Raw genomic sequence first — 17,385 nt, 5'->3', positions numbered from 1 at the left:
CGTGGACGATACCGCGCCGGACAGTCGCTATCTGGATATCGCCGTGGGCGTGGTCGTCGATCGCGACGGCCGTCTGCTGGTCGCCCGGCGCCGACCGGGTACGCCGGGGGCCGGCCGTTGGGAGTTTCCCGGCGGCAAGCGCGAATCCGGCGAAACGATGGCCGCCTGCCTGGAACGCGAGCTCGGCGAGGAGATCGGCGTGGTCGACTGCCGCGGCGAGCCGATCATCCGGTTCGCCCACGAGCAGGGCGTGCGCCCCGTGCGTCTGCATGTCTGGCGGATCCACCGCTGGCGCGGCGAGCCCGCGGGACGCGAGGGCCAGCAGCTGCGCTGGGTCGCACCCGAGGCGCTCGCCGGGCTCGATCTGCTGCCGGCCACAGACATCATTCTCAACGCCCTGTTTCTGCCGCAGCGCTATCTGATCACGCCGGACTTCGAACCGGCGCGTGAACGGGCCTGGTTCGCCGGGCTCGACGCGGCTCTGGCGCAGGGCGTGCGGCTGCTGCGCCTGCGCGCCGGCGAACTGGACGACACGGCCTACGAGCGGCTGACCGAACGGGTGGCCCCGCGAGCGGCGGCCGCGGACGCACGCCTGCTGCTCGACCGTGACGCCGCCATGGTCGAACGCGTGGGCGCGGCCGGTCTGCACTGGCCCGCCGCTCGCGTTGCCGCAGCGGCGGCCCGGCCGATCGCGCGGCCGCGGCTGTTCGCGGCTTCCGCCCACGATGCCAACGAGCTGGCCGCCGCGGCGGCGCTGGGGGCGGATTTCGCGACCCTGTCGCCGGTTCGGGCCACGCCGAGCCATCCGGAGACGCTGGGGCTGGGCTGGGCCGGCTGGGCGGAGCGTCGCCGTGACCAGGCGCTGCCGGTCTACGCCCTGGGCGGTGTCGGTGAGCTCGATCTGGCCGAGGCCCGCGCCTGCAACGCCCAGGGCGTGGCCGCGATTCGCGCCTTCTGGGGAACCGGCGGCGGTTAGAGCGTTTCACACGTCGGCCGCGGCTTGCCGCGGCCGACGATCAGTGCTCGGATACACTAGATGCTGTTGATCCGCTTCGCGCGGGCCGCGGCGACGACGAGCGGACGTCACGCCGGCTGTGCGATTCAGCGAGCCCGGTGTAATAGTGCGCCTCGTTGGCGGTCGCGTGGCGACCCGATGGGCGCATCGACCACGATCCCGTTTTAAAAAGGTTGTGCCTCGGTTCGGTATGCAGCCGCTTCGACCGGCGCCTTCGGCCAGTTGGCCCGACTTGTTTCGCAGCGCCTCGGCTGGACGCCGCCGCAGCGCCGGCATTCGGTGATGCCGTTAGCGGTGCGGTGCCGAGGCTCGCTCTAGTGCGTCGGGTCGGATTCGTCCTCGCCGCCGGCCCAGGGCGCGCCTGAGGCGTCCGGAATGCGGTTCTCCTCGTCGAGCCAGTCGCCGAGGTCGATCAGCTTGCATCGGCGCGAACAGAACGGCCGATAGGGGTTGTCCGGATCCACCCGGGCGGGCTTGCCGCACTGGGGGCAGTCGATGGTCCGCGGCTTGGTCATGGCGTTCTAGTAGCGGCAGCAGGCCATGCGGAATTCGACTGACGTCTGGGCCTGGCAGACGCGCAGATCGGTGTTCTCGTACTGCATGAAACGAAGGGTCGCGCGATGGCGACCGGCGCTGATCTCGGGATAGACGTCGGCGTCGTCGAGCAGCACCCGGATGAGCTGGGTGCCGGTCTCGGTGTTGTGCACGAACACGCCGTTCTCGGCGGTGACCGGGCGTGGCCGGGCGCTGTCTCTGAGCAGCCGCAACAGCGTTCGCACGGCGTTCTCGAACGGCAGGATACGCTCGCACCAGCGTTCGATGTCGCCCCGGATTCCGGCGGCGTCCTGCGCGAGCCAGTGCTGATAGGCGGGCAGGTCGAAGCCGCAGCTGCCGCCGGGTATCGGCAGCCGGTTGTTGAGGCTGTTGAGCAGCTCGTTGTCGCGCAGCAGGTAGGACGCGAACTGGGGCGGCACCCGCTGCAGCTCGCGTCCGAGTGTGTCCAGTTCGTCGAGCACGTGGCGCAGCGCCTCTTCGTCGACGTCGTCGCGCTCGGCCAGACGTTCGAGACCGGCGTAGCGCTGGCCCAGCTCCTTGCTGACTTCGGTGCGGATGTCGTGACGCGACATCACGTTGAGGATGTCCAGCAGCGCGCCCATGGCCGCCCGCCGGCCCCAGACGCTCTCGTCGGCCTCGTGATAGCGCAGGCGCGCCAGCAGATGCTCGAGGCGCAGGAAGGTGCGGATGCGTTCGTTGAGTGGCTGCTCGAAGCAGAAAGCGCCGTCGTCCGCCACAGGCAGAGTCTCGCAGCAGGGATCAGGCCCACAGTCTATGCCCGGGTCGCCGGTCGGCAAAATCCCGTCGCCTTCGTGATCCACGTCGCGCGCCCGAAACGCCGTCGTCGCGGTTCAGCCCGGCAGATGCAGCGGCGGCAGATCCGCGACCTCGCCCTGGGCCAGACGCAGATATCCCGCATGCAGGGCCGCCGCCAGATCGGCGATGTCCTTGCGCGGCCCCGTGTTGATGAGCACGTCGTCGGCCATAGCCAGGCGTTCGGCACGCGCATCCTGGGCGGCGATCATCTTGCGGGCGAAGGCCTCGTCGATGTCGTCGCGCGCCATCAGCCGTTCCAGCTGGATGCTCTCGGGGGCGTCGATCACCAGCACGCGATCGACCAAGTCGAGCATGCTCGACTTGACCAGCAGCGGCACGACGAGGATGCAGTAGTCCGACTGTGCGGCATCGCGCTGGCGTTCCAGTTCGGCCCGGATGCGCGGATGGGTGATGCCTTCCAGATCGGTTCGTGCGGCGTCGTCCTCGAACACGATCTGGCGCAGCGCGCGACGCCGGAGATGGCCGTCAGCGTCGACGATATCGTCGCCGAAGCGGTCCACGATCTCGGCCAGCGCCGGCTCGCCGGGTTCGACGACGGTGCGCGCGACCGTGTCGGCGTCGATGATCTTGACGCCCATGCGCTCGAACGCGCTCGCGACCGCGGATTTGCCGCTGGCGATGCCGCCGGTCAGGCCTATGGTGAGCGTGCTCATGAGTGCGGGTCGGTCGGGGCTGCCGGCGCGGGGCCGTCCGTGAACGTCGCTGCCTCGTATGTCGTTCGGATCGCGTGGATCCGCCCCCAGATCAGACCGTCGACCGTCGTTCGCACTAGTTCAGTCCCGCCAGCGATGAATAAGCGCCGCTGATTGTATCGCCTGCAACCAGCGCCAGCCAGCCGGCCAGCGCCAGCCAGGGCCCGAACGGCATGGGCCGGCCGCGCGCGAGATGGCCGCTGGCCATGAGCAGCCCGCCGACGACGGCCCCGCCCAGCGAAGCCAGCAGCAGCGCCATCGGCAGCGCCTGCCAGCCCAGCCAGGCGCCCATCGCGGCCAGCAGCTTGAAATCGCCGAAGCCCATGCCCTCCTTGCCCGTGGCCAGCAGAAAGGCGTGAAACACGAGCCAGAGCGTGAGGTAGCCGCCGGCCGCGCCCGCGATCGCCGTGGCCGGATCGACCAGCGCCGTGCCCGCGCCGTGGCCGAGGCTTGCGAGGAGGCCGAGCCACATCAGTGCCAGTGTGAGCACGTCCGGAAGGAACTGCGTCCGGGCGTCGATCACCGCCAGCGCCAGCAGCGTCCAGGACACGATCATCGCCAGCGGCGTGAACGGGGTCGCGCCGAAACCGGCGAGGACGATCACGGCCATGACGGCGGCGGTGATCTCCACCGCCGGATATTGCCAGGAGATGCGCGCACCGCAGGCCGCGCAGCGTCCGCGCAGCAGCAGATAGCTCACCACGGGAATGTTGTGCCACGCGCGGATCGGCGTCTGACAGCTGTTGCAGCGCGAGCGCGGCCGGGCCAGCGACAGCTCCACCGGGGCCTCAGCGTCGGCCGGCTGGCCCAGGATCTCGGCGGCGCCGGCGCGCCATTGCGCCTCCATCATGCGCGGCAGACGCAGGATCACGACATTCAGGAAGCTGCCCACGATCAGCCCCAGAAGGACGACGGCGACATAGGCGAGCAGCGGCTGCTGGGCGAGGAGGTCGGCCATTCAGTGCGGATGCGCGGCGAGGATCGCGGGCGCCGTCCGGTAGTCAGTCAGGGGCATTTCGATGTCTCCACTTCTGAAGTCTATGTCGTGCGCGCTCGCGCCGGCCGGCTTCGGTTCGCGCCGGCTCGAAGGTCTGGTCTGCCGCCCGGAGCGATATGCGCCGGCTGCGTCCCGATGATAGTGCCAGCGCGCAATGACGCACGATCTGGGCGGTGGCCCCGGCCTAGACGACCGAGCCGAGCTTGAAAATGGGCAGATACATGGCGATGACGAGACCGCCGACCAGCACGCCGATGATGGCCATGATCATGGGCTCGAGCAGGCTCGACAGCGAATCGACCTGATTGTCGACCTCGTCCTCGTAGAAATCCGCCACCCGGGAGCACATCGCGTCCAGGGCGCCGGATTCCTCGCCGATGGCGACCATCTGCTGGGCCATGCTCGGAAACAGCCCCGTGTTGCTCATCGCCAGCTGCAGCTGTACGCCCGAGGACACCTGGTCGCGCATCTGCAGAATGGCTTCCTCGAACACGATGTTGCCGGCCGCGCGGGCCACCGAATCCATGGCCTCGACCAGCGGTACCCCGGCCGCGAACATGGTCGACAGGGTCCGCGCGAAGCGCGCGACCGCCGCCTTGTAGAGAATGTCGCCGATGACCGGGATCTTGAGCGCGATGCGGTCGTTCATCCGGCGGAACGCGCGCGATCGTCGCCGGGCCTGAAAGAAGCCGTAGAACGCCGCACCGATGGCGCCGATGATCGCCCACCACGAGCTCTGGACGAACTCCGAGAGGCTGATCACCAGTAGGGTGAAGGCCGGCAGGTCGGCGCCGAAGCCCTCGAACAGCGACTGGAACTGCGGCACCACGAAATACAGCAGGATGCCCATGACCACGATCGCGACCACGATCACCGCGCTCGGATAGAACAGCGCCTTGCGTACCTTGGCCTTGATCGCCTCGGTCTTTTCCTTGTACGTCGCGATCTTGTCGAGCAGGGCCTCGAGTGCGCCGGACTTCTCGCCGGCATCGACCAGGTTCACGAACAGGTCGTCGAAATGCTGCGGATGCTGGGCCAGCGCCTGGGCCAGGGTCACCCCGGATTCGATGTCGTTGCGGATCGCCGATACCAGTTCGGCCAGAGAGGGGTTGTCGGCGCCCTTGGCGATGATGTCCAGCGACTGCACCAGCGGCACGCCGGCGCTCATCATCGTGGCCAGTTGGCGTGCGAACACCGCGATGTCGGCGGACTTGATCTTCTTCTTGCGCTTGCCGCCGAGGCCGAAAATCGTGGTCTGCTTGCGCACGCGGATGGGGTTGATGCCCTGCTTGCGCAGGCTGGCCTTGACCATGGCCTCGTTCGGGCCGTCGGTGCGGCCCTTCACGCGGCTGCCGCTGCGGTCGATGCCGGTCCAGAAGAAGGTGTGCTTGTCGGTCAGCGTATCGGCCATTGCCCCTCCGGAAACCACGCCGCGGCGGACCGGGCGACTGCCGTCCGTTCCTGCCGTGCACAGGGGTTATCGGCCGTGATCGCGTTTAATTCATGCCCAGCTTGGCCAGACGGTAGCGCAGCGCCCGGAAGGTGATGCCGAGATGCTTGGCGGCCTGCGTCTTGTTGTAGTGGCAGGCCTCGAGCGCGGCCTGGATGCGCTCGCGCTCGAGCGCTTCCAGCTGGCTTTCCAGATCGGCGCTGGTATCCGGCGTCGGCGTCGACGATGCGGGGCCTGGCCGGCCGGTGCCGTTCTCGTCCGGGGCCTCGGCAGGGGCTGGAGCCGGGGACGACTCGGCCGTGGCCTCCGACAGCGGCGAGCTCAGTCGCAGATACCGGCGTTCGATGACGGCATTGTCGCTGAGCGTGACCGCGCGTTCGAGGATGTTTTCCAATTCCCGGATGTTGCCCGGAAAGCTGTAGTGCTGGAGCGCCTCCAGGGCGCGTGGAGCCAGCCGCGGTACCTGGCGCAGGCGCAGCTTGCGCGTCAGACCTTCGAGAATGCGGTCGGTCAGCGCCGGGATGTCGGCCGTGCGCTCGCGCAGCGGCGGCACGTGGACCTCGATCACGTTCAGGCGATAGTAGAGATCCTCGCGGAAACGCCCGCGGGCGACTTCGGCGGTGAGATCACAGTGGGTAGCGCAGATCACGCGCACGTCCACGGCCGTCTCCACGTTTGCGCCCACCGGCCGGATGGCCCGCTCCTGGATCGCGCGCAGCAGCTTGACCTGCATGGTCAGCGGCAGGTCGGCCACTTCGTCCAGGAACAGCGTGCCGCCGTCCGCGCGCGCGAACAGCCCCGGGGTGTCGCGCATGGCGCCGGTGAAGGCGCCGCGCACGTAGCCGAAGAATTCGGACTCCATCAGCTCCGAGGGGATCGCGCCGCAGTTCACCGGCACGAAGGCCGCGCCCATGCGCGGGCCCTCAGCGTGAATCATGCGTGCGACGAGCTCCTTGCCGGTGCCCGATTCGCCGCTGACATAGACCGGCGCCTGGCTGCGCGAGAGCTTGGAGATCGTCTCGCGCAGGCGCAGCATTTCCGCGGTCCGGCCGATCAGCCGCGGTGAGGCATCCAGCGACGGGTGCGGCGGGGCGTCGTGATCCAGACCCGCGAGCTTGAGCGCCTGACCGACCAGCGCCCGCAGCCCGGCCACGTCCAGCGGCTTGGAGACGAAGTCGAAGGCGCCGGCCTTGAGGCTGGCCACCGCGCTCTCGGCGTTGCCGTAGGCGGTGATGACCGCGACCGGGCAGTGGGGGCGGCGCTCGGCGATGAAGGCGACCAGGTCGATACCTTCGCCGTCGGGCAGACGCATGTCGGTCAGGCAGAGATCGAAGGGCTCGTTCTCGAACGCCGTCTTCGCCTGTGCCAGCGTAGCCACGGCCTTGGTGTCGATCGACATGCGGGCGAGCGTGATCTCGATCAGTTCGCGGATATCCGCTTCGTCGTCGACAATGAGGGCGTAGGCTTTGCTGTTGCTGGGCGTCATGCGCGTGCGTCGTGTATGGATGAAGTCGCCGGTTCGCCGGCGCCGGCCCAAGCCTGGGCGAAAACTATACGAAAGCAGGCGCCGTCGCTTTCTGCAACCGGAGCGAGGCGGGCACGGTTGGCCTCGCAGAGCTCGCGTGCGATGTGCAGGCCGAGCCCGGTGCCCTCGCGGGCGGTCGTGAAGAACGGTTCCATGACCCGGTCGCTGATGTCGGCGCCCAGCCCCGGCCCGTTGTCGGCGACATCCAGCCCGAACAATCCCGAACGGCTGTGATGCCCGCGCAGGCGTACACGCAGCGGCGTCTCGTCGCGGCGGGCATGACGCTGTGCGTTGTCCCAGAGATTGAACAGCACCTGGCGCAGATGGCCGGGGTCGAATTCGATGCACAGGGCGGCGTCGATGCCGATGATCTCGAAGTCGGGCGCGCGGGTATTGTACTCGCGATAGTCGTTCACGCAGCTGGCCAGCCAGTCCGCGAGCGCGATCGTCCGGCGCGTGGTCTCGGAGCGTCGCGACAGCCCCAGAATGCTGTCGATGATGTCGTCGATCCGGCGCGTGTGGCGGTGCACGATATCCAGCAGGCGCCGGCCGTCGGCGTCCAGCGTCGCGGTCTCGGCCAGCAGCTGGCCGGCGTGACTGATCGCCCCGAGCGGATTGCGGATCTCGTGCGCGATGCTGCTGGTCAGCCGCCCCAGCGAGACGAGCTTGAGCTGCTGGGCCTGCTCACTCTGGCGCAGGGCGTCCTCCAGGCTGATCAGCACCAGCGCGTCCCGCGCCGTGCCCAGGCGGGAGAACAGCGGCAGCAGCGCGCGGCCGGAAGCCTGAAGCGTGTCGATGCCGCCGGCCGACGTTTGGAGCCAGTGCGACAGCGCCTCGTCGACGGCGGGTGCGACGCGCGTAAGGGCGGCGTTCTGCGGCGCCGTCTCGGTCAGATCGAGCAGGCGTACGGCCGCGTCGTTGATCAGGCGGATGCGGCGGTCGGCGTCGACCACGATCGCGCCGATCTCCATCTGCTGGATGATATGGCGGTTGAGCGCGGCCAGATCCTGCACCTCGCCGGCCCGTTCGGCGGCCAGCGCCTCGCCCTCGCGCGCCCGGCGTGCCAGCCAGTGCGACAGCCCGACGCTGAGAAAGAACAGCACACCGAGGATGCCGGCCTGGACGAACGCGCTGCGCGCGCCCTCGATCTGCAGGGGGCGCAGCGCCTCCTGGCCGAGCACGCCGATCGCCGCGCAGGCCGCCAGCAGGAACGCCAGGCGGGCCGGCAGCAGCATGCCCGCGGCCGACAACGGGGCGATCAGCAGCATGCCCAGGCCGCCTGCGACGCCGGTGCCGGCCAGAACCAGGGTCGTGAAGAAGACCACGTCCACCGCGACCGCGAACAGCACCTGCGCTCGCAGCGGCGGCGTGCGCGTCAGCGCGGCGACCAGCGACAGCACCCAGAGCGCGAGATAGGCCAGACAGGCGCTGCGGAAGACATCCGGCATCACTACGTCGAACAGATGGCCGGCCTGGGCGAACAGCAGCAGGGTGACCAGACCGAAGCCGATCAGGCCGCGGTAGGCGTTGAGGGTGGCGATCGCGCGCCAGTCTTCGGTGTGCCGGATCAATGGCGCGCCGACGCGCCGGCTCATGACCGCGAGCGGCAGGCGTGCTCGCTGCACACGTAATCGTCACCGTCGCGCTCGGCCAGCGACAGCGGCAGATGCACGCCGCAGCGTTCGCAGCGCACCGTGCGTTCGAATTCCGGCGGCGCCTCGCGCCGGTGCATGCGCGTACGCGCCCCGCCCGCAAGCTGGCGGAATGCAAGCCAGGCGATACCGATGATCAGTAGCAGTCCGAGCAGTCGGGCCATGGGATATCCGGGTTCGAAGAGCGCGACGGGACAGCCCCGAGTGTATCCAAATCGCGTCGCCGCGGGGTCCGGGCGGGGGCCGTCGCAAGTTGTCGTGCCGGGCTACAGGCGCCACAATGCGCGGCATTACGAGTTTGATGTCTCAATCAAGGCGATGCCATGAACGTTCACGAATATCAGGCCAAGGAAATCTTTGCGCGCTATGGCGTGCCCGCCGGCGAGGGCAAGGTCGCCCGCAGCGCGGACGAGGCGGTCGAGGTCGCGAAATCGCTCGGCGGCGAACGCTGGGTGGTCAAGGCCCAGGTGCACGCGGGCGGCCGCGGCAAGGCCGGCGGCGTGAAGCTCTGTGACAGCGTGGACGACGTCAGGCAGGCCGCCTCGGATCTGATCGGCGGCGAGCTCAAGACACAGCAGACGGGCGATACCGGCCTGCCGATCCACGCCGTCTACGTCGAGAAGCCGGCCGACATCGAGTCCGAGCTGTATCTGTCCGTGCTCGTGGATCGCGCCACGCGCCGCGTGACGTTCATCGCCTCGCCCGAGGGCGGCGTGGACATCGAGGAAGTCGCCGACAAGACGCCGGAACGCATCACCCAGGTCGCGATCCATCCCGCGGCGGGTTTCCAGGCCTACCAGGCGCGCGAGATCGGTTTCTTCCTCGGCCTGGACAAGAAGCAGGTCGGCGAGTTCGTGAAGGTCATGAAGGGCCTCTACGAGATGTTCGTGGAGTGCGACGCGTCGCTGGTCGAGATCAACCCGCTGGTCACCACGAAGCAGGGCGGGCTGATCGCGCTGGACGGCAAGCTCAACTTCGACGACAACGCGCTTTTCCGCCATAAAGAGTTCGCGGACATGCGCGACATGACGCAGGAGAACGAGCGCGAGGCCAAGGCCGCCGAGCACGATCTCAACTACATCCAGCTAGATGGCAACATCGGCTGCATGGTCAACGGCGCGGGTCTGGCCATGGGCACCATGGACCTGGTCAAGCTGCACGGCGGCGAGCCGGCCAACTTCCTGGACGTCGGCGGCGGCGCGACCACCGAGCGCGTGACCGAGGCGTTCAAGCTGATCACCGCCGGTGAAGGCGTCAAGGCGATTCTGGTCAACATCTTCGGCGGCATCGTGCGCTGCGACCTGATCGCGGAAGGCATCATCACCGCTGCCAAGGACGTCGGCATCGAGGTGCCGGTGGTCGTGCGCCTGGAAGGCACCAACGCCGAGGCCGGGCGCAAGCTGCTGGACGAGTCGGATTTCGATCTCATCGCCGCGCAGGATCTGACCGACGCGGCCAAGAAGGTCGTGGCCGAGGCCCGCGGCTGATCGCGCGACCGCCACGCCGTCCACCGAATACGCTTCAGACCAGGATCAATCCATGAGCATTCTCGTCAACAAAGACACCAAGCTGATCGTCCAGGGCTTCACCGGCTCGCAGGGCACGTTCCACTCCGAGCAGTGCATCGCCTACGGCACCAACATCGTTGGCGGCGTGACCCCCGGACGTGGCGGCGAGACCCATCTCGATCGCCCCGTGTTCAACACCTGCGGCGACGCGGTGCGTGAAACCGGCGCCAACGCCACCATGATCTATGTGCCGGCGCCGTTCGCCGCCGACGCCATCCTCGAGGCCGCCGACGCCGGTATCAAGACCATCATCTGCATCACCGAGCACATCCCTGTGATGGACATGCTGCGCGTGCGTGCCGCGCTCGACGATTCCGACTCCGTGCTGATCGGGCCGAACTGCCCCGGCGTGATCACGCCGGGCGAGTGCAAGATCGGCATCATGCCGGCGCACATCCATCAGGAAGGCAAGATCGGCATCGTCTCGCGTTCCGGCACGCTGACCTACGAGGCGGTGTTCCAGACCACCCACAACGGCCTCGGGCAGAGCACCTGCGTGGGCATCGGCGGCGACCCGATCCACGGTCTCGACTTCACCGACGTGCTCGAGATGTTCGAGAATGACCCGCAGACCGCAGGCGTGGTCATGGTGGGCGAGATCGGCGGCACCGCCGAGGAAGAGGCCGCCGAATACATCAAGGCCCACATGAAGAAGCCGGTCGTGGCCTACATCGCCGGCGTGACCGCGCCGCCCGGCAAGCGCATGGGCCACGCGGGCGCCATCATCTCCGGTGGCAAGGGCACGGCGGACGACAAGTTCGAAGCCCTCGAGGCCGCCGGTGTGGCGACCGTGCGTTCGACCGCCGAGATCGGCAGCAAGATGGAGGAAATCCTGGGCTGATCGATGCGTTGATCGCATCGTCATCCGCTGGATGATTGAAGCCGGCGTCCGTTTTGGCGGGCGCCGGCTTTTTTGTGGGTGAAGGTTCGAGACCCTTGTCGCGTTTCGCGTTTTTTCAAAGCGAAGCTTGGTTCGGTTTCGGTGACCAGTGTCGAATCAACTGCTTAGGTTGATTTGGGCCTGGTGTTTCGCACTGTTGTGCGACTCACTTTCATTTGCTTGTCCAAATGAAAGTGAGCAAAGCAAAGGACACCCTGTCTTGCGTCGATGCTTCGCATCGATGCCCTGTGCTGCTCGCCCGTCCGGGGCGCAGCCGGAACTCGCCGCGCTACGCGCGACTCAGACACCCGGCTGCTTCATCCCCGGCCGTGCTCCGCTGCTCGGCGCTACGCCCAAGGGACTGGAATACAGGCAAGCTCGCTATCGCTCGCTCAAGGTCACAATTGTTGTAAGTCGGATTAGCCGAAGGCGTAAGCCGACAGGAATAATGAAGACGCGAACCGTAGAGAGAACGCGGTAGCCGATTACCACTGGATGCCCGGCGCTCGGCGCCCGTATTCGGGTCCCGTTAGTGCAGCGACGGAGAGGCGTAGCGGCCACTGGTGTCCGGCGCACAGCGCCGGTGCGGCAAGCTGTTTGAGCATCGCCAAAGCGATGATGCGAGCCTCAATCAATTATTTAGGACCGCATCCCGTCGCCGCTGCGCCTCGGCGTATCGCCCCGAGAGGCGGAGCAGGGCGCTCCCGCAGCGACGCTGTGGGATGTGATCTTCGGCGGGACGAAACCGTACGAGTCGTCGCCTCGGGGCTCGGGCCGAACGCCGGCGGTCGCATCCCAGCTACGCTGGGAAGGCCCCGCTCCTCGCTTCGTACGACACGGCGTAGCCGGCGCTATGCCGGGTGTTCTTTCCTCTGCTCACTTTCGTTTGGACAAGCAAATGAAAGTGAGTCGCACGGCAGTGCGAAACAAAAGGCACGACACACTCGTGAGCGCTGAAAGCCTCATGGTGTGAATGCTTGAATTCTTGAATGAGCTTTGCGCGTAAATTCCAGCCCGCTGATCACGCGTTCGACGTTATAGAATTACGCCTATGATACGTGCTCGAATGACGTCACAGTTCAATTGAGCACAATCGATGTGAGCCAGACCTACGACATCAGCTGCGACTGCGGCCACGTGAAGATGACGGTCCGAGGCGAGCCCAAGCTATCGCTCTACTGTCACTGCGGCAGCTGTCGCGAGCTGTACGCCGCCGACGTGCTGGGCCTGACCGGTTGGGACGAGGAAAACGTCGATCTGCCGGACGACTCCAAGCTGTTTCACCATAAGACCGACGGCAAGGAAATGCACCGCTATGGCTGCCCGAAGTGCGGCATGACCATGTACGGGCGCCACAAGCCGGGTATTCCGGTCATCCGTCATAACGTGTTCCGCAAGAACAATGGCGGCAAGCTGCCGTCTGAATTGGCACCCGCGCTGCACCTGTTCTACGGCGAGCGCGTGCTCGATATCGACGACGATCTCGACAAATGCGAGGACGGTTCGGCGGTCGGTCTGTAGCTGACGCGCTCGACTCTAATCCAAAATCGAATCGGTACGGGCCGGCTTGTCGTCGGCCCGTTGTCGTTTCGGCCGCCTGCGTCCTGGCGTATCCTTGGCGTCGCAACGCCCGCCGACGAGAGGTCGGCTTTTCTTCAGCCTCGGGAGTCCCCCGTATGGGTGATTCGTCACTTCGTATCGCGCTGGCGCAGCTCAACGTCTGGGTTGGCGATATCGAGGGCAACGCTCGCCAGATGATCAATGCCGCCATGACAGCGCGCGACGATCAGGGCGCCGACCTGGTGGCCTTTCCCGAGATGGCGCTGATCGGCTATCCGCCCGACGATCTGCTGCTGCGGCGCGGCCTGCCGCGTGCGATCGAAACCGCGCTGGAGCGGCTCACGCATGAGCTGACCGGCATCACCGCCGTGATCGGCTATCCGGAGTACGACGGCGATATCATCTACAACGCGGCGGTCGTGGTGCGCGACGGTGAGCGCCTTGCGCACTATCGCAAGCAATGTCTGCCCAACTACGGCGTCTTCGACGAACGGCGCCATTACCGGCCGGGCGATTCGCCCTGCGTGTTCGAACTCGCCGGCCGGCAGGTCGGCGTCACCATCTGCGAAGACATCTGGGAAACCGGCCCGGCCGCGCAGGCGAAGGCCGCAGGCGCGGAACTGCTGGTCAATCTCAACGCCTCGCCGTTTCACGCCGACAAGCAGCCCGAGCGCGAAGGCCTGCTTGCGAAGCGCGCCACGGCCAACGACTTTGCCATCTGCTACGTGAACTGTGTTGGCGGCCAGGACGAACTGGTCTTCGATGGCCGCTCCTGTGCGGTCGATCGGCGGGGCCAGCTGACGCTGCGCGCGCCGGCGTTCGAGTCCGGCGTCTATTGCCTCGATTGGCCGGCGCCGCAGGACGGGTCGCACGTTGTCGGTACCATCGCCGAAGACCAGTCGCCCGAGGCGCTGGTCTACGACGCCCTGGTCCGTGCGATCCGTGATTATGTCGATCGCAACGGCTTCCCCGGGGCGCTGATCGGCGCCTCCGGTGGCATCGACTCGGCGCTGGCCATGGCGGTGGCCGCCGATGCGCTGGGCGGCGATCGGGTCTGGGCGGTGTCCATGCCCTCGCGCTACACCGCCGACATCAGCAATGTCGACGCCGCCGAACAGGCCAGGCGCATGGGTGTGCGCTATGACGAGATGTCGATCGAACAGGGCTTTTCCGCGCTGCTGGCTACGCTCGGCCCGCTGTTCGGCGATCGCGCGCCCGACACCGCCGAGGAGAATCTGCAGTCGCGCATTCGCGGCGCGCTGCTGATGTCACTGTCCAACAAGTTCGGCCACGTGGTGCTGGCGACCGGCAACAAGTCGGAGATGGCGGTCGGCTATGCCACGCTGTATGGCGACATGTGCGGCGGTTTCGCGCCGCTCAAGGACATCTACAAGACTTGGGTCTACCGGCTGGCACGGTTTCGCAACACGCGTGGCGAAGTGATTCCGGCGCGCGTCATCGAGCGTCCGCCCTCCGCCGAGCTGCGCGCCGATCAGGCCGACACCGATACTCTGCCCGACTACGACGTGCTCGATCCGATCATCGAGGCCTACGTCGAACGGGGCGAGTCGATCGAGGGCATCTGCGCGCTGGGCTACGCCGAGGCCGACGTGCGCCAGGCGGCCGGCCTGATCCGCCGCAACGAATACAAGCGTCGCCAGGCCGCGCCGGGGCCGAAGGTCACCCACCGTGCCTTCGGCCGCGATCGACGCTATCCCATCACCGCCGTCTACGGCGACCTGTAGGACCGATCACGCCCGACGCGTCGGCGGCGCCGGGCGGTGGCGCGCTAGTCGCTGTCGTCGTCCTGTGACGGGCTGCCGCCGGCGGCCGAGGCGCTGCCCATGTCCGGCAGTTCATAGGCCGGTTCTTCGCCGGCGCGCTGCCGATAGAACTCGTCGCGGTGCAGGATGTAGTTGGGATAGGAGGTCTGCAGGATGGCGCGGGTGTCCTCGGCCAGATCCGCAAGTCCGAGCTGGGCGTAGCTCTCCTCCATGATCTCCAGTGCGCGCGGCACCGAATCCGAGCCCTGGAAGCGCTCGATCACGCCCTCGGCGCGCCGGCTCGCGGCCACGTAGGCGCGCCGGCGCAGGTAGTACTCCGCCACGTTAATCTCGTATTCCGCCAGCCGGTTGCGGATGTCGACCATGTGCAGCTGGGCGTCCTTGGCGTAGACGCTGTCCGGATAGTTCTCGATCAGCAGCTTGAAGTCGGTGAACGACTGTTCCAGAAAGCGCGTGTCGCGCTTGTCCGGATCGCCGCCGAGAAGGCCGCTGTCGTTGCGGCTGTAGTTGGACAGCCCGCGCAGGTAGTACACATAGTCGATGTTCGGATTGCGCGGACGCTGCTTGATGAACCGGTCCGCCGCCGACACCGCGGCCTCGTACTGCTGCGCCCGGTAGTGGGCCGTGATCGACTCGAGTTCCGCCTGGGCGGCGTAGGGCGAGAACGGAAACCGGGCCTGGACCTCGGCGTACAGACGCAGGGCGCGATCCGGCTGCTCGTCGATCATGAACTCGCGGGCGGATTCGTACAGCCGCTCGGCGTCGGCGGAATCGAGCTTGTTGCCTTCCCGGTCGATCAGCGGCTCGTCGCTGTAGCCGGTCTCGTTGATACCCTTGTCGCCGCCGCAGCCTGCGGCGAGCAGCACGAGTAGAATACAAAACGCGAGAGCGATATTCCGCATGCCAGCCCCGAGCGCGCCCAAGGGCGCGGATAGTCTGAAAACAAGCGCGGAGTATAACGGTCAAGCTCCGCCGCAGTCATACGCGCCCGCCGCGGCGCCGGATCGGCGGTCGGCGGGCCGCGGCGATGACGTGCCGCACCCGGGCGCCAGCAGCCTTCCTGCGGTGGGGTGCCGGGGCGGCTCGCTCGTTCCATGTCCGCTTGCGAAGCGGCCCACGGTGAATCAACCATGACGATGACTACGCGCATGCCGGATTTCGATGCGCCCATTCCGCCCGAGTACGCCGGACGGCGGCTGGATCGCGCGCTCGCCGACCTGCTGCCGGACTATTCGCGTTCGCGCCTGCAGCGCTGGCTGGCCGACGGCGCGCTGACCGTCGACGGCGCCACGCCGCCGGCCAAGACGCCGGTCGCCGGCGGCGAGCACGTGCGGCTGTTCGTGCCCGCCGAGGCCGACGATGGCGACGTCCGCCCGGAGCCCATCGCGCTCGAGATTCTCTACGAGGACGACGACCTGCTGGTCATCGACAAGCCGGCCGGGCTGGTGATGCATCCGGGCGCGGGCAACGCCGACGGCACGCTGCAGAACGCGCTGCTCAATCATGACCCGGAACTGGCGGCGCTGCCGCGGGCGGGCATCGTCCACCGGCTGGACAAGGACACCTCCGGCGTTCTGGTGGTGGCAAAACGCTTCGCCGCGCACCGGCAGCTGGTGGCCGATCTCGCCGAGCGCACGGTCAAGCGCGAATACGAGGCGGTGGCCGTCGGCGTGATGACCGCGGGCGCGCGCGTGGATGCGCCCATCGACCGCCATCCGGTCGATCGCAAGCGCATGGCCGTGCGCGAGGAGGGCCGCGAAGCGATCACCGAGTATCGCGTCATCCAGCGCTACCGCGCGCACACCCATATCCGCTGCCGGCTCGAGACCGGGCGCACGCACCAGATTCGCGTGCACCTCGCCCACGTGCGCTATCCGCTGCTGGGCGATCCGGTCTACGGCCGACGACTGGCGTTGCCGCCGGGCGCGAGCGCGGCCTTCAGCGAGGTGCTGCGCGGATTCAAGCGCCAGGCGCTGCACGCGCGAACCCTGGGCCTGACGCATCCGATCAGCGGCGAGGCCATGCAGTGGCAGGCCGAACGCCCGGCCGATTTCCAAGGCCTGCTGGACGCGCTGGCCGCCGATGCCGAGGCGTCGGTGCGATGAGCGTCGGTTTCCTGGCAGCGGACTGGCCGGCGCCGGCTTCGATACGCGCGGGCACGACACTGCGGGCCGGCGGCGTCAGCGCGCCGCCCTTCGACAGCCTCAATCTTGGCGATCGGACCGGCGACGACGCCGCGGCGGTCGCCGCGAACCGGGATCGCCTGCAGACGGAACTGGCGCTGCCCGGCGCGCCGGCGTGGCTGTACCAGGTGCACGGCACCCGGGTCGTCGACGCCGATGCGGCGGTGGCCGGTGAGGCCGATGCAAGTGTGGGCGCGGCGACATCGACGGTCTGTGCCGTGCTCACGGCGGACTGCCTGCCGGTGCTGTTCTGCGATCGGGAGGGCACCTGCTGGGGCGCGGCTCACGCCGGCTGGCGCGGACTGGCGGCCGGGGTGCTGGAGGCGACCGTCGCCGCGTCGCCGGCTGCGCCGGAACGGTTGCTGGCCTGGCTCGGCCCGGCGATCGGTGCGCACAATTTCGAGGTGGGCGCCGAGGTTCGCGCTGTCTTCTGCGACCACTGGGCCGACGATGCCGCCGCCTTCACGCCCGCGGCCGCCCCCGGCAAATATCTTGCTGACATCTACGCGCTGGCGCGTGCGCGTCTGCGCCGCGCCGGGGTGGCGTCGATCCACGGGGGTGGGCTGTGCACCATCGACGATCCGGAGCGCTTCTACTCCTATAGGCGCAGTCCGCAGACCGGCCGCATGGCGAGCCTGGTGTGGTCCGTGGGTTGAGGCTGCGCGAAAACGGCACCGTGGCCGCATG

General features: G+C 67.8%; 16 protein-coding genes. 7 read left to right on the top strand and 9 right to left on the bottom strand.

Features of this window, described 5'->3' with window-relative positions; all coding sequences use genetic code 11:
• Position 1: 1 nt before the first annotated feature.
• Positions 2–976: a Nudix family hydrolase gene (locus SAHL_RS00390; protein ID WP_184947090.1), complete on the top strand. Its 975-nt coding sequence runs from the start codon at positions 2–4 to the stop codon at positions 974–976.
• A 353-nt stretch (positions 977–1,329) separates the two neighbouring features.
• Here SAHL_RS00390 and yacG read toward each other — a convergent pair whose 3' ends face one another.
• The 8 genes from yacG to SAHL_RS00350 all read right to left on the bottom strand — a co-directional run bounded on the left by yacG (position 1,330) and on the right by SAHL_RS00350 (position 8,887).
• On the bottom strand, positions 1,330–1,530 hold the full coding sequence (gene yacG, locus SAHL_RS00385) for a DNA gyrase inhibitor YacG (RefSeq protein ID WP_123589431.1): 201 nt from the start codon (positions 1,528–1,530) through the stop codon (positions 1,330–1,332).
• Between the two features lie 6 nt (positions 1,531–1,536).
• The gene (zapD, locus tag SAHL_RS00380) at positions 1,537–2,307 is read right to left on the bottom strand and encodes a cell division protein ZapD (RefSeq protein ID WP_184947087.1); all 771 of its coding nucleotides are present in this window, start codon (positions 2,305–2,307) and stop codon (positions 1,537–1,539) included.
• A 114-nt stretch (positions 2,308–2,421) separates the two neighbouring features.
• On the bottom strand, positions 2,422–3,060 hold the full coding sequence (gene coaE, locus SAHL_RS00375) for a dephospho-CoA kinase (protein ID WP_123589429.1): 639 nt from the start codon (positions 3,058–3,060) through the stop codon (positions 2,422–2,424).
• A gap of 115 nt (positions 3,061–3,175) precedes the next feature.
• On the bottom strand, positions 3,176–4,057 hold the full coding sequence (locus tag SAHL_RS00370) for a prepilin peptidase (protein WP_123589428.1): 882 nt from the start codon (positions 4,055–4,057) through the stop codon (positions 3,176–3,178).
• Between the two features lie 223 nt (positions 4,058–4,280).
• The gene (locus tag SAHL_RS00365) at positions 4,281–5,507 is read right to left on the bottom strand and encodes a type II secretion system F family protein (RefSeq protein WP_123589427.1); all 1,227 of its coding nucleotides are present in this window, start codon (positions 5,505–5,507) and stop codon (positions 4,281–4,283) included.
• An 85-nt stretch (positions 5,508–5,592) separates the two neighbouring features.
• Positions 5,593–7,032, bottom strand: coding sequence for a sigma-54-dependent transcriptional regulator (locus tag SAHL_RS00360; RefSeq protein WP_123589581.1), 1,440 nt, complete (start codon positions 7,030–7,032; stop codon positions 5,593–5,595).
• Positions 7,029–8,666 (bottom strand): sensor histidine kinase, encoded by a 1,638-nt coding sequence (locus SAHL_RS00355; RefSeq protein ID WP_123589426.1) that lies wholly within the window; start codon positions 8,664–8,666, stop codon positions 7,029–7,031. The genes SAHL_RS00360 and SAHL_RS00355 overlap by 4 nt, the downstream gene beginning before the upstream one ends.
• Entirely contained in the window at positions 8,663–8,887 is a 225-nt protein-coding gene (locus tag SAHL_RS00350) for a PP0621 family protein (protein WP_123589425.1), read from the bottom strand. Before SAHL_RS00350 ends, SAHL_RS00355 begins: the two co-directional genes overlap by 4 nt.
• Positions 8,888–9,046: 159 nt before the next feature.
• Between SAHL_RS00350 and sucC the strand changes: the two genes are divergently transcribed.
• From sucC to SAHL_RS00330, 4 genes are all read left to right on the top strand, one after another.
• The gene (gene sucC, locus SAHL_RS00345; protein WP_123589424.1) at positions 9,047–10,210 is read left to right on the top strand and encodes an ADP-forming succinate--CoA ligase subunit beta; all 1,164 of its coding nucleotides are present in this window, start codon (positions 9,047–9,049) and stop codon (positions 10,208–10,210) included.
• Positions 10,211–10,262: 52 nt separating this feature from the next.
• On the top strand, positions 10,263–11,132 hold the full coding sequence (gene sucD / locus SAHL_RS00340) for a succinate--CoA ligase subunit alpha (protein WP_123589423.1): 870 nt from the start codon (positions 10,263–10,265) through the stop codon (positions 11,130–11,132).
• A gap of 1,122 nt (positions 11,133–12,254) precedes the next feature.
• A complete protein-coding gene (locus SAHL_RS00335) occupies positions 12,255–12,692 on the top strand; it encodes a GFA family protein (RefSeq protein WP_184947084.1) in 438 nt (145 codons plus the stop codon).
• A gap of 155 nt (positions 12,693–12,847) precedes the next feature.
• Positions 12,848–14,476 carry an NAD+ synthase gene (locus SAHL_RS00330; protein ID WP_123589421.1) on the top strand — a complete coding sequence of 543 codons (1,629 nt, stop codon included), beginning with the start codon at positions 12,848–12,850 and terminating at the stop codon, positions 14,474–14,476.
• Between the two features lie 44 nt (positions 14,477–14,520).
• On the opposite strand, the gene SAHL_RS00325 is transcribed toward SAHL_RS00330, so the two are convergent.
• Positions 14,521–15,417 carry an outer membrane protein assembly factor BamD gene (locus tag SAHL_RS00325; RefSeq protein WP_123589420.1) on the bottom strand — a complete coding sequence of 299 codons (897 nt, stop codon included), beginning with the start codon at positions 15,415–15,417 and terminating at the stop codon, positions 14,521–14,523.
• A 234-nt stretch (positions 15,418–15,651) separates the two neighbouring features.
• Between SAHL_RS00325 and rluD the strand changes: the two genes are divergently transcribed.
• Together rluD and pgeF are read left to right on the top strand one after the other, a co-directional pair.
• Positions 15,652–16,620: a 23S rRNA pseudouridine(1911/1915/1917) synthase RluD gene (gene rluD / locus SAHL_RS00320; protein ID WP_416235840.1), complete on the top strand. Its 969-nt coding sequence runs from the start codon at positions 15,652–15,654 to the stop codon at positions 16,618–16,620.
• Complete coding sequence (gene pgeF / locus SAHL_RS00315; RefSeq protein ID WP_123589418.1) at positions 16,617–17,354, top strand: peptidoglycan editing factor PgeF; 738 nt, start codon at positions 16,617–16,619, stop codon at positions 17,352–17,354. The genes rluD and pgeF overlap by 4 nt, the downstream gene beginning before the upstream one ends.
• Positions 17,355–17,385 lie beyond the last annotated feature (31 nt).

Origin of the sequence: Salinisphaera orenii subsp. halophila YIM 95161 (assembly GCF_003732545.1) — a bacterium.
Classification (GTDB): domain Bacteria; phylum Pseudomonadota; class Gammaproteobacteria; order Nevskiales; family Salinisphaeraceae; genus Salinisphaera; species Salinisphaera orenii_A.
This window is presented reverse-complemented; position numbering and strand designations above follow the sequence as displayed.

Excerpts from the sequence above, each read along its gene's own strand:
- SAHL_RS00355 (WP_123589426.1), bottom strand. The coding sequence starts at position 8,666 with ATGAGCCGGCGCGTCGGCGCGCCATTGATCCGGCACACCGAAGACTGG.
- pgeF (WP_123589418.1), top strand. The coding sequence starts at position 16,617 with ATGAGCGTCGGTTTCCTGGCAGCGGACTGGCCGGCGCCGGCTTCGATA.
- SAHL_RS00350 (WP_123589425.1), bottom strand. The coding sequence starts at position 8,887 with ATGGCCCGACTGCTCGGACTGCTACTGATCATCGGTATCGCCTGGCTT.
- SAHL_RS00365 (WP_123589427.1), bottom strand. The coding sequence starts at position 5,507 with ATGGCCGATACGCTGACCGACAAGCACACCTTCTTCTGGACCGGCATC.
- yacG (WP_123589431.1), bottom strand. The coding sequence starts at position 1,530 with ATGACCAAGCCGCGGACCATCGACTGCCCCCAGTGCGGCAAGCCCGCC.
- coaE (WP_123589429.1), bottom strand. The coding sequence starts at position 3,060 with ATGAGCACGCTCACCATAGGCCTGACCGGCGGCATCGCCAGCGGCAAA.
- SAHL_RS00360 (WP_123589581.1), bottom strand. The coding sequence starts at position 7,032 with ATGACGCCCAGCAACAGCAAAGCCTACGCCCTCATTGTCGACGACGAA.
- SAHL_RS00325 (WP_123589420.1), bottom strand. The coding sequence starts at position 15,417 with ATGCGGAATATCGCTCTCGCGTTTTGTATTCTACTCGTGCTGCTCGCC.
- sucD (WP_123589423.1), top strand. The coding sequence starts at position 10,263 with ATGAGCATTCTCGTCAACAAAGACACCAAGCTGATCGTCCAGGGCTTC.
- sucC (WP_123589424.1), top strand. The coding sequence starts at position 9,047 with ATGAACGTTCACGAATATCAGGCCAAGGAAATCTTTGCGCGCTATGGC.
- rluD (WP_416235840.1), top strand. The coding sequence starts at position 15,652 with ATGACTACGCGCATGCCGGATTTCGATGCGCCCATTCCGCCCGAGTAC.
- SAHL_RS00370 (WP_123589428.1), bottom strand. The coding sequence starts at position 4,057 with ATGGCCGACCTCCTCGCCCAGCAGCCGCTGCTCGCCTATGTCGCCGTC.
- SAHL_RS00330 (WP_123589421.1), top strand. The coding sequence starts at position 12,848 with ATGGGTGATTCGTCACTTCGTATCGCGCTGGCGCAGCTCAACGTCTGG.